Annotated in this window: 7 protein-coding genes; all 7 read left to right on the forward strand. The window is 73.5% G+C overall.

What is annotated here, in order from left to right; translation table 11 throughout:
- The first annotated feature begins 56 nt into the window (after nt 1–56).
- The 7 genes from ACZ7DY_RS21215 to ACZ7DY_RS21245 are packed head-to-tail and all read left to right on the forward strand — an operon-like array spanning nt 57 to nt 11,639.
- On the forward strand, nt 57–1,370 hold the full coding sequence (locus ACZ7DY_RS21215) for a nucleotide sugar dehydrogenase (protein WP_471137493.1): 1,314 nt from the start codon (nt 57–59) through the stop codon (nt 1,368–1,370).
- The gene (locus ACZ7DY_RS21220) at nt 1,360–2,631 is read left to right on the forward strand and encodes a glycosyltransferase family 4 protein (RefSeq protein ID WP_471137494.1); all 1,272 of its coding nucleotides are present in this window, start codon (nt 1,360–1,362) and stop codon (nt 2,629–2,631) included. Before ACZ7DY_RS21215 ends, ACZ7DY_RS21220 begins: the two co-directional genes overlap by 11 nt.
- The gene (locus ACZ7DY_RS21225; RefSeq protein ID WP_471137495.1) at nt 2,628–4,007 is read left to right on the forward strand and encodes a polysaccharide biosynthesis protein; all 1,380 of its coding nucleotides are present in this window, start codon (nt 2,628–2,630) and stop codon (nt 4,005–4,007) included. Before ACZ7DY_RS21220 ends, ACZ7DY_RS21225 begins: the two co-directional genes overlap by 4 nt.
- Nucleotides 4,004–5,521, forward strand: coding sequence for a Wzz/FepE/Etk N-terminal domain-containing protein (locus tag ACZ7DY_RS21230; RefSeq protein ID WP_471137496.1), 1,518 nt, complete (start codon nt 4,004–4,006; stop codon nt 5,519–5,521). The genes ACZ7DY_RS21225 and ACZ7DY_RS21230 overlap by 4 nt, the downstream gene beginning before the upstream one ends.
- 2 nt (nt 5,522–5,523) lie before the next feature.
- Nucleotides 5,524–7,452 (forward strand): asparagine synthase (glutamine-hydrolyzing), encoded by a 1,929-nt coding sequence (asnB, locus tag ACZ7DY_RS21235; protein WP_471137497.1) that lies wholly within the window; start codon nt 5,524–5,526, stop codon nt 7,450–7,452.
- 30 nt (nt 7,453–7,482) lie between these two features.
- Complete coding sequence (locus tag ACZ7DY_RS21240; RefSeq protein WP_471137498.1) at nt 7,483–9,693, forward strand: bi-domain-containing oxidoreductase; 2,211 nt, start codon at nt 7,483–7,485, stop codon at nt 9,691–9,693.
- Nucleotides 9,690–11,639 (forward strand): alginate lyase family protein, encoded by a 1,950-nt coding sequence (locus ACZ7DY_RS21245; protein ID WP_471137499.1) that lies wholly within the window; start codon nt 9,690–9,692, stop codon nt 11,637–11,639. Before ACZ7DY_RS21240 ends, ACZ7DY_RS21245 begins: the two co-directional genes overlap by 4 nt.
- Nucleotides 11,640–11,643: the final 4 nt, after the last annotated feature.

An 11,643-nucleotide genomic window follows, 5' to 3' on the forward strand; every position in this document is an offset into this window, starting at 1 on the left:
CCGAGCGGCGCACGGAGGGCGGGCCGCGAGGGCCCGCCCGGGGGGAGGAACGGGTCATGAGGGTAAGCGTCCTGGGGCTCGGCTATGTGGGCTGCGTGTCGGCCGCATGTCTGGCCGGCCTGGGTCACGAGGTCGTCGGGGTGGACGTGAACCAGGTGAAGGTCGACCTGGTCAACGACGGCAAGGCCCCGGTGGTCGAGGAGCGGATCGGTGACCTGGTCGCCGAGGCCGTGCGGACCGGGGCGCTGCGCGCCACCGTCGACGTCCGCGAGGCGATCATGGGCAGCGAGGTGTCGCTGGTCTGTGTGGGCACCCCCTCGGAGCCCAACGGCAGCCTCTGCACCACCTACTTGGAGCGGGTCACCGAGCAGATCGGCGCCGCGCTGGCGGAGCGCCCCGGGCGGCACACCGTCGTCTTCCGCAGCACCATGCTCCCGGGCACCTGCCTGAACCTGCTGGTGCCGATCCTGGAGAAGTACGCCGGCACGGCCGGGGTGGACTTCGGGGTCGCGGTCAACCCGGAGTTCCTGCGCGAGGGCACCAGCGTGCGGGACTTCTTCGACCCGCCGAAGACCGTCATCGGCGAACTCGACCCGGCCAGCGGCGACACGGTCCTCGCGCTCTACGAGGGCCTGCCCGGCGACGTGTTCCGGGTGCCGGTCCCGACGGCCGAGGCGATCAAGTACGCGGACAACGCGTTCCACGGCCTCAAGATCGGCTTCGCCAACGAGCTGGGCGCGGTCTGCCAGGCGCTCGGCGTCGACTCGCACCAGGTGATGGACGTCTTCCTCGCCGACCGCAAGCTGAACATCAGCCCCGCCTACCTGCGGCCCGGCTTCGCCTTCGGCGGCTCCTGCCTGCCCAAGGACCTGCGCAGCCTGGTCCACGCGGCACGGCGGGCCGACGTCTCGGTCCCGATCCTGTCCCACGTGCTGCCCTCCAACTCCGACCACCTGCAGCGCGCGGTGGAGCTGGTCGAGCGCACCGGCAAGCGCCGCGTCGGCATCTTCGGGCTCTCCTTCAAGCCCGGCACCGACGACCTCCGCGAGAGCCCTCTCGTCGAGCTGGCCGAGAGACTCTTCGGCAAGGGGTACGACCTGCGGATCCACGACGCCAACGTCAGCCTCTCCCGGCTGCTCGGCGCCAACCGCGAGTACATCGAGACCCGGCTGCCGCACCTCGCGCAGCTCATGGCCGACTCCGTCGACGAGGTGCTCGAGCACGCCGAGGTGTGCCTGGTCGGGACCAAGGACCCGGCCGTCCTCGCGGCGCTGCCCCACGGCGAAGGACCTGTGATCGTCGACCTCATCCACCTTCCCGACGCCGACACGCGCCGGACAGAACCGGGGTACGTGGGCCTTGCTTGGTGACACATCGTCCGACGGAACGGCCGGCGCCGGGCGGCGCGCGCTGATCCTCGTGGAGAACCTGTCGGTGCCGTTCGACCGGCGGGTGTGGCAGGAGTGCACGACGCTGCGCGACGCCGGGTGGGAGGTGCACGTCATCTGCCCGCAGGGCGTGAAGCGGGACACGGAGCCGGAGGCGGAGGTCGACGGGGTGCGGATCCACCGCTACCCGTTGCGCGCCGCCACCGGAGGCCCGGCCGGCTACCTGCGGGAGTACGGCTCCGCGCTGTGGCACACCGCCCGGCTGGCGCGGAAGGTCGGCCCGGTCGACGTGGTCCACGCCTGCAACCCGCCCGACCTGCTGTTCCTGCCCGCCCTGTGGCTGAAGCGGCACGGCGCGCGGTTCGTCTTCGACCAGCACGACCTGGTGCCCGAGCTGTACCTGTCCCGGTTCGACCGCGGCGAGGACCTGCTCTACCGCGGCGTATGCGCGCTGGAACGGTTCACCTACCGGGCCGCGGACGTCGTGCTCGCCACGAACGAGAGCTACCGGGACGTCGCGGTGCGCCGCGGTCGCCGGCGGCCCGAGTCCGTCTTCGTGGTGCGCAGCGCCCCCGACATCGACCGGTTCCACCCCGTGCCGCCCGAGCCGGAGTTGAAGCGCGGCAAACCACATCTGCTCTGCTACCTCGGCGTCATGGGGCCGCAGGACGGTGTGGACTACGCGCTGCGGGCGCTGGCGAAGCTCCGCGACGAGCTCGGCCGGAGCGACTGGCACGCGGTGTTCGTCGGCGGCGGCGACACCTTCGACGCGATGGTGGAGCTGTCCCGGCGGCTCGGGCTCGCGGAGCAGGTGCAGTTCACCGGGCGCGTCCCCGACGCCGACCTGGTGCGCTACCTGTCCACCGCGGACGTGTGCCTCTCCCCCGACCCGCGCAATCCGCTCAACGACGTGTCGACCATGAACAAGGTCCTGGAGTACATGGTGATGGGGCGGCCGATCGTCTCCTTCGACCTCAAGGAGGCGCGGGTCTCCGCCGGTGACGCCGCCGTCTACGCGCCCGCGAACGACGAGGCCGGCTTCGCCGGGCTCATCGCGCGGCTCCTCGACGACCCGGAGCAGCGGGCCAGGATGGGCAAGATCGGCCAGGAGCGGATCGGCGGAGAGCTCTCCTGGCGCAACTCCCAGCGTTCGCTGCTCGCCGCCTACGCCGCCGCCTGCCGTGACCGCGCCGCCGCCCCGGCGGCCGGCCGGGCCCGGGCGTCAAGGAGGCAGCGTCGTTGAGTGATGACCCGATACGCCTGGTCACGATCGGGCTGATCTTCCGCAGGCGCTGGCGGCTCCTCGCCGTCGCCGCCGTCGTCGGCGCGCTCGTAGGTTACGGCATCTCCCTGCTGTTCCCGCCGAGTTACACCACGTCGACGTCGGTGCTGCTCGCCGGGCAGTGGGAGGAGCGCGAGCTGATCACGCAGGCGGAGATCGCGTCCAGTTCGGCTGTGGTCGACCGGGCGGCCGCCGCACTGGGCTGGAAGGACGTCAGCAACAGCGAGCTGCGGGACCAGGTCGGCGCCAAGGCCGCCGACGGCAACATCATCAAGATCTCCGGCTCGGCCGAGACCCCGGAGCGGGCGCAGCGCCTCTCCGACCAGGTGGCCAAGGAGTTCGTCACCTTCGCCGCGCGGATCGCCGGCGACGACACCGCCGCGGACACCGAGGCCGACACCGAGGCGGGGCCCGAGACGCTGCGGCGGAAGGTCATGCAGACCAACCGCCGCATCAGCGAACTGGCGAACTCGGCCGACCCGGGGCGGACCGTGGAGAGCGTGCAGGCCCGCACCGAGCTGGAGAAGCTGCGCACCGCGCTGCAGGCGGCCATGAAGAAGCTGGACCAGGCCGACCCGGCGACCGGCAAGGCCGGCATGGTCGTCATGGGCCCGGCCGCCCGGCCGACCGGTGAGGCGCCGCCGACGAGGAGCCAACTCGTCGGCGCCGGAGCGCTGTTGTTCTTCCTGCTGGCGGTCGTCGGCCATCTCACCGCGGCCCGCATGAACCGCCGGCCGCGCACCGAGGCGGAGATCGCCGCGGCGCTCGGCTCGGAGCCGGTCGGCGCCGTCGACGTGCCCGGCGAGCGGCACGCGCGCCGGAGCGGGGAGCACGGCCCGCGCGCCCTGCTCCGCAGGCTGCTCGGCACCGACACCCGGTGGGACCTGCCGGCGCCGCGGCCCTCCGTCGACGAGGCCGGCCGGCGGATCCGTTACCGCCGGGTGTGCGCCCGTCTCCGCAACCGGCTGCCCGCCCCGCGCCGCCTGCTGGCCGTCGTACCGGACGGCGACGAGACCGCCCGCCTCGCCGCCGGGCAGCTCGCCGGTGAGGCCAAGGGCGATCCGCTGCTGCGCGTGGTGGAGGTCTCGGTGTCCCGGCCGATGGTGCCGGACCGCGACGCCGAATCCGGTGTCCTGGTGGTGCTCAGCGCGGGCCGCTGGACCGCCGCGGAGCTCACCGGCATCGCCGAGGCGTGCGCGGACGCCGGGCACGAGGTCGTCGGTGTCGTCGTCGCCGGGCAGGTACGGACACGTCCCGCGCGGGCCGCCGACCGCCCGTCGGAGAGCGCCACCCTGGCGCTCGCGGTGCGCGGCGACGCGACGGGGGGTTCAGCGTGACGACGGCCAAGACTTCGGAGCCGCAGGCCTCCGTTCAACTCCTGGACCTGCACGCCCTGGTGGTGGCGGTGCGCAGGCGCCGCCGCCTCTGGTGCTCCATGGCGCTCCTCGGGCTGCTGCTCGGCATGGCGGTGGCCGTGCTGATGCCGCCTGCGCCGTCCGCGGTGACCAAGGTGCTGGTGACGCACGAGGACGACCAGCCGAACGACACCGGAACGCTGATCCGTACCGACGTCGAACTCCTCGGCACCACGCGGATCGCCGGGAAGGCGCTGCGGTCCCTCGGCTCCGCGCAGAACCCCGAGGACTTCATGCGGGAGTACCGCGGCACCGGCCTCACCAACAACCTGCTCCAGATCGACGTCACGGGCGACACCGACGCGGACGCCGTCGCCCGCGCCAAGGCGCTCGCCGACGCGTTCGTCGCGGACCACGTGAAGCGGATGCGGCAGGCCGCCGACGCCGAGGCCAAGGCCCTGCTCGACCAGCGCGACCGGATGCGGGACGAACTCGCCAAGGTCAACAAGGCGATCGGCGACCGGTCCCCGGAGAGCGACCCCGAGGGGGCGGCGAGCATCGAGACGCTCTACGCCCGCCGGGCCGAACTCAACTCGCGGATCGCCGACTTCGACCAGCGGGCCGAGGAGGCGCGCATCGGCACGCCCCAGCTGATCGCCGGCACTCAGATCGTGGACGCCCCGCGCGCCGTCCCGCAGTCGCTGCCCAAGGCCGCCGCCACCGACGGTGCGATCGGGCTCGTCGTCGGGCTCTTCATCGGCCTCGCGGCGGCCGCGGTCGGCGCGGTGGTGGCGGACCGTCCCGTGCTGCGCCGGGAGATCGCCGCGAACCTCGGCGCCTCGGTCGTCGCGGAGCTGCGCCGCGGACCGGCAGGGCCGTGGCGGCGCCACCGGAGCCGGGCGCGCGAGCGGCTCACCACGACCCTGGTGCGCGCCGTGCGCGGCTCCACGGAGCCGGTGTCGCTCCTCGAACTGGGCTGTGCCCGCGACACCAGCGCGATCGCCCTGGACGTCGCGAGGGCGCTGGCGGCGGAGGAGCCGGTGGTCGTCATCGACGGCCTGCCCGGCCCCCAGCTCGCCGACAGCCGCCGGAAGCCGGGCGACCCGGAGATCGTCAGCGGCGAGCGGGCCGCGGCCGTGCCCCATCAGGTGCGCCGCCTCGGTGTCGGCTCGGTCGCGCCCGGCACGGCGTGGACCGACCTCCAGTACCTGGGCGGCCAGACGGTGCTCGTCGTGCTCGCCGGGCACGGCAGCACCACCTGGCTGCACACCGTGGCCCGCCAACTCGCGGACCAGCGCATCCCGGTGATCGGCGTGGTGCTGATCGACCCCGATCCGCGGGACCGGACCGACGGCACGCTGTGGGACGGGCTGCACATCGCGCTGCGCGGCCACGGCGAGCGGCTGGCCCGGCAGAAGGGGTCCGGCCAGCCGCGGCCGGACCGGACATCGAGGTGGGCCGCACGGGTCCCGGACAGTGACCAGGAGGTGCGGTAGACATGTGTGGCATCGCAGGGACGTACCGGTGGCCGGACGGGAAGGCCGTGACCGACCGGCTCACCGAGACCCTCGCCCACCGCGGCCCGGACGGGTCGGGCCGGTACAGCCATCGCGCCGGTGAGGGCGAAGTGCACCTCGGGCACCGCCGGCTCGCCATCATCGACCTGTCCGGGACCGGCGCACAGCCGATGGTCTCGGACGGCCTCGCCCTGACGTACAACGGCGAGCTGTACAACGCGCCCGAACTGCGCGCCGAGCTGGCGGCGGCCGGGGTGCGCTTTCGCGGCACCTCCGACACCGAGGTGCTCCTGGAGGCCTGGCGGCGCTGGGGCACCGACTGTCTGCCCCGGCTGCGCGGCATGTTCGCGTTCGGCGTCTTCGACGAGCGCACCGGTGAACTGGTGCTCGTGCGCGACCAGTTGGGCATCAAACCGCTGTTCCTGCTGCGGCGCGGCGGGGGTCTGGTGTTCGCCTCCGAGCTCAAGGCGCTGGCCGGCGCGACCGGCGGCTCCCTCGACGTGGACCACGCGGCGCTGGTCGCCTCGCTCCTGTACTACTGGGTGCCGGACTCGCGGTGCGCGTTCCGCGAGGCGGAGAAGCTGCCGCCGGGGAGCTGGCTGCGGATCCGGCCCGACGGCCGCCAGGAGCGCGGCCGGTACTGGAACCTGAAGGACGTCGCCGCCGAGGGACAGGAGCGGGCCCGCTCCGGCGAACTGCCGGACCTCGCCGCCATCGTCGAGGAGTCGACGCGGCAGCACCTGCTCTCCGACGTGCCGGTGGCGACCTTCCTCTCGGGCGGGCTCGACTCCAGCTATCTGACCGCGCTCGCGGCCCGTCACCGGCCCGGGATCTCCGCTTACACGATCGGGTTCCGCGCCGAGGACGCCAGGTTCGAGGCGATGCCGGACGACCTGCGCTACGCCCGGCAGGTCGCCGCGCGGTACGGCGTCGACCTGCACGAGATCGAGATCGCGCCGAACGTGCTCGACCTGCTGCCGCAGATGACGTACCACCTGGACGAGCCGATCGGCGACCCGGCCGCGATCAACACCTATCTGATCTGCTCGGCCGCGCGGGAGGCCGGCGTCAAGGTGATGCTCTCGGGGATGGGCGCCGACGAGCTGTTCGCGGGGTACCGCAAGCACCTGGCCAACGTCCTCGCGCTGCGCTACCAGCGCGTCCCGCGGCCGCTGCGGCGCGGCCTGTCCGCGGCCGTGGACCGGCTGCCCGTCGCCTCGGCACGGCGGGGGTACCGGTCGGTGCGCTTCGCGAAGCGGTTCCTTTCCTTCGCCGACCTGCCGGAGGAGACCGCGTTCCGGCGCAGTTACACCATGTACGACCAGCAGGAGCTGCTCGCCCTGGTCGATCCGGATCTGGCCGGGACGGTCGACGACGTGCTGACCGAGCACGCGGACATCTACGAGGACAACGACCTCGACGACTTCGTCAACCGCATGTGCCTGGGCGACTCCCGGATGTTCCTGCCGGGCCTGAACCTCGCGTACACGGACCGTTCCAGCATGGCCGCGTCGACCGAGGTGCGGGTGCCGTACGTGGACGTCGAGGTGGTCAGGGCGGCGTTCGCGGTGCCCGGCGACCGCAAGATCGTGGGGCGGCAGGGCAAGGCCGTCCTGAAGGAGGCGGCCGTCTCGGTCCTGCCCCGGGAGATCGTGTACCGGCCCAAGGGCCTGTTCAGCGCCCCACTGCGGGCCTGGATGAGCCGGGACCTGGCACCCCTGGTGCGCGAGGTGGTGAACGACGGCGTCCTCGTCACGTCCGGGATCCTGCGCCGCGACGCGCTGGCCCGCATGGTCGCCGAGGACGCCGCCGGTCAGCGGGACTTCTCCAAGCATCTCTGGCACGTGCTGACCCTCGAGTACTGGTATCGCGGCGCGACCTCTGGCTCCGACCAGAGTCGAGCGGCTTGACGGCGTAGAGACATAGACAAGAGGACTTCGGTGAAACAGGTCGTACAGAACTACAAGAGCGGCGAACTGGCGGTGCTCGACGTGCCGGCACCGGGGTGCAAGCCGGGGGGTGTGCTGGTCCGCAGCGCCTACTCGCTGATCTCCACCGGGACCGAGCTCATGAAGGTCTCCGAGGCGGGCATGTCGATGGTGGGCAAGGCCCGCTCCCGTCCCGACCAGGTGGCCAAGGTCATGCAGAGCGTGGCCACCAACGGAGTGCCCGCCACCTACCGCAAGGTGATGGGCAAGCTGGACTCCTACACGCCGCTCGGCTACTCGCTGTGCGGGGTCGTCGAGCAGGTCGGCGCGGGCGTCGACGACGTGAAGACCGGCGACCTGGTGGCCTGCGCGGGCAACGAGCACGCGCTGCACGCCGAGCTGAACTGGGTGCCGAAGAACCTCTACACCCCGGTGCCCGACGGCCTGGCGCCGGACCACGCCGCCTTCGGCACCGTCGGGTCGATCGCGATGCAGGGCGTGCGCCGCGGCGAGCCCCAACTGGGCGACGTGGCGCTGGTCATCGGCCTCGGCCTGATCGGGCAGCTGGTCGTGCAGCTCCTCGCCGCCGCGGGCGTACGCGTCGTCGGCGTCGACCCCGACCCGGTGCGCTGCGAGCTCGCCGAGCGGCTGGGCGCCGCGGCCTGCGGCGACCCCGCGTCCACGGCGGTGGAGGCGACCGTCGCCGAACTCACCGGCGGCCACGGCGTGGACCAGGTGTATCTGGCCGCGGGCGGCGGCAGCAACCAGCCCGTCGAGCTGGCCGCCCGGCTCAGCCGCGACCGGGGCCGGGTCGTCGACATCGGCAAGTGCCGTCTGGACCTGCCGTGGAACGCGTACTACGAGAAGGAGCTGGACGTCCGGTTCTCCCGCAGTTACGGCCCCGGGCGCTACGACCCGGAGTACGAGCTGGAGGGCCGCGACTACCCGATCGGGTACGTGCGCTGGACCGAGCGCCGCAACCTGGCGTGCTTCCTCGACCTCGTGGCCCGCCGCCGCGTCGACGTGGCGCCCCTGATCTCCCACGTCGCCGACTTCGAGGACGCCGTCGAGACGTATCGGCGCCTGAAGGACGGCGATCTCAAGGCCGTCGCCGTGCTGTTCCGCTACCCCTCCCCCGCGGCCGGGACGGAGACCGGAACGGAGACCGGGACCGAGGCTCCGGCGGTGGCCCCGGCCGTCGCCGTGCCCACGGTGAACGTGCGGCAGGGCCCCGCCCGCGCCGCCCGCACACCCGTGCGCCTGGCCTTCGTCGGGGCGGGCAACTACGCCACCTCGATGCTGCTGCCGCACCTGGCCCAGCGTGAAGGCGTCGCCCTGTCGACCGTCGTCACCACGACGGCGCTCTCCGCGGCCAACGCCAAGCGCAAGTTCGGCTTCGCCGCCGCCACCACCGATCTCGACGCCGTCCTCGGCGACCCGGCCGTCGACGCCGTGTTCTTGGTCACCCGGCACAGTTCGCACGCCGAGCTGACCCGCAAGGCGCTGCTCGCCGGCAAGAGCGTGTTCGTGGAGAAGCCGCTGGCCCTCACCGAGGACGAGCTGGCCGGTGTGCTCGCGGCGGTGGAGGAGTCCGGCAACGACCGGCTGCAGGTGGGCTTCAACCGCCGGTTCGCCCCGCTGCTCCAGGAGGCCAGGACGCGGTTCGGCGCCCGCACGGGACCGGCGAGCCTGCGCTACCTCATCAACGCGGGCCGGCTGCAGCACGGCAGCTGGTACCTCCAACAGGGCAGCGAGGGCTCGCGGTTCGCCGGTGAGGGCGGCCACTTCATCGACACGGCGAGCTGGCTGCTCGGCACCGACCCGGTCTCGGTGTACGCGCTCGCCACCCCCGGCAACGAGGACCTGCAGATCGTCCTCGGCTACCCGGACGGGTCCACCGCCACCCTCAGCTACGTCACCACCGGCGCGCCCGGCTTCCCCAAGGAGACGCTGGACCTCCTCGCGGACGGCAAGGTGCTGCGGCTCGACGACTTCGTCCGCGCCTCGGTCCACGGCGGCCGCAAGCGGTGGGTCAGCTCGCGGCTGCCCAAGGCCAGGGACAAGGGGCAGAACGCCGAACTGGCCGCCTTCGTCAGGGCGGTGCGGACCGGCGGGCCGATGCCGGTGCCGCTCGGGTCGCTCGTCGCCACCACGGCGGCCACCCTCGCCGTGCGGACCGCCCTGGCCGGCGGCGTGCCGGTGACGCTGGAGAGCGCCCGATGACCGTGAGCGCGGGAAGCCTCGGCTGGTACCTGCGGCGGCTCTCCCGGATGGGGCCGCGCGAGGTCGGCGGCCGGGCGGGTGACGCGGTGCGCAGGCGGCGGTGGCGCACCGCGCGCCCGGCGCGGCCCGGCGTGACCGGCGCCCGGTTCACGGCGGCGCTGCCCACCGGGGCACTCGCCGCGGTGCCGCCGGACGCCGCGAAGCGCCTCGTCGCCGAGGCGGACCGGCTGATGGCCGGGCACGCCGAGTTCTTCGGGGTGGGCCGCGACGACCTGGCCGACCCTGACTGGTGGTTCGACCCGAAGACGGGCCGCCGGGCCCCGGACGCGTACGCCTTCGACGTGCCGTACCGCGACGAGAACGCGGTCGGGGACATCAAGCAGATCTGGGAGCCCTCCCGCCACCAGTACCTCACCGTGCTCGCCGCCGCCCACGCGGTCACCGGTGACGAGCGGTACGCCGAGCGCGTGGCCGGGCACCTGCGGTCGTGGTGGGCGGCCAACCCGCCGCTGCGCGGCGTGCACTGGGTCAGCGGCATCGAGCTCGGGATCAGGCTGCTGTCCTGGGTGTGGATCCGCCGGCTCCTCGACGGCTGGCCGGGTGCGGCCGGGCTGTTCGAGGAGAACCCGGTGGCGCTCGACCAGATCTGGCACCACCAGCGCTGGCTGGCCGCCTTCCCCAGCCGGGGCTCCTCCGCGAACAACCACGTCATCGCCGAGGCCGCCGGACAGGCCGCCGCGGCCTGCGCGTTCGGGTGGTTCCCCGAGTCGGCGCGCTGGCGGGACGACGCGCTGCGCTCCCTGGAGCGGCATCTGCGGGCCAACACCTTCCTGTCCGGCCTCAACCGCGAACTGGCCACCGAGTACCACGGCCTCGTCCTCGAACTGGGCCTGGCCGCGGTGGCCGAGGCGGACGCCGCGGGCGTGCCGGTCCCCGGCGTGACCCGACTCGTGCTGCTGCGGATGACCGACGCGCTCGCCGCCGTCGTGGACAACCGGTTGCGGCCGCCGCGCCAGGGAGACGCGGACGACGGGCACGGCCTGGTCGTGGACGGCGCGGGCACCGACCGCTGGGGCTCGCTCCTCGCCACCGGGGAGGCGGTGTTCGGCCGGCTCGCCTGGTGGCCGGAGGTGACCGGCACCGATGTGCGCACCCCGCTGCTCGCCGCGCTCGTCCGCCCGTACGCGCGGACCGGGGCGCCGGCCGTGACCCGGCCCGCGAGCCGGCCGGGCCACTTCGCGGACGCGGGTCTGACGATCCTGCGCGGCCCGGAGGAGATCTGGTGCCGCTGCGACGGCGGCCCGCACGGCTTCCTGTCCATCGCCGCGCACGCCCACGCCGACGCCCTCTCCGTGGAGGTCCGGCACGACGGCGTCGACGTCCTCGCCGACCCGGGGACGTACTGCTACCACGGAGAGCCCGAGTGGCGGAGCTACTTCCGGTCGACCCTCGGCCACAACACCCTGGAACTGGACGGCGGCGACCAGTCCGTCTCCGGCGGCCCGTTCCTGTGGACCCGGCACGCCACGACCCGCGTCCTGGCCGCGGGCGACTCCCGCTGGACCGCCGAACACGACGGCTATGAGGGGTCCGTGCACCGCCGCCGGGTGGAACTGACGGGCGGGAGCGGGGAGCTGAGGATCGTCGACGAGGTGAGCGGGGAGCGCCGCGCCGCGCGCCTGGCGTTCCACCTCGGCCCGGCGATCACCGCGGAGTTGGAGGGGAATCGCGCACGGCTCACCTGGACCCGGGACGGCGAGGAGCGCTCCGCCGTGCTCGACCTGCCCGGGCAGCTGTCCTGGCGGGCGCACCGCGGCGAGAGCGCTCCGCCGCTCGGCTGGTACTCCCCCGGCTTCGGACGCAAGGAGCCCGCCACCACGCTGGTCGGCACCGGCTTCTGCGACGGAGTCACGGGGTTCACCACCGTGCTCGGGTTCCACGGCTAGGAGG

Source organism: Streptomyces sp. NPDC037013 (assembly GCF_055607265.1).

Bases quoted from the DNA above. Each gene is read 5' to 3' on its own strand.
- ACZ7DY_RS21245 (WP_471137499.1), top strand. From the start codon at position 9,690: ATGACCGTGAGCGCGGGAAGCCTCGGCTGGTACCTGCGGCGGCTCTCC.
- asnB (WP_471137497.1), top strand. From the start codon at position 5,524: ATGTGTGGCATCGCAGGGACGTACCGGTGGCCGGACGGGAAGGCCGTG.
- ACZ7DY_RS21215 (WP_471137493.1), top strand. From the start codon at position 57: ATGAGGGTAAGCGTCCTGGGGCTCGGCTATGTGGGCTGCGTGTCGGCC.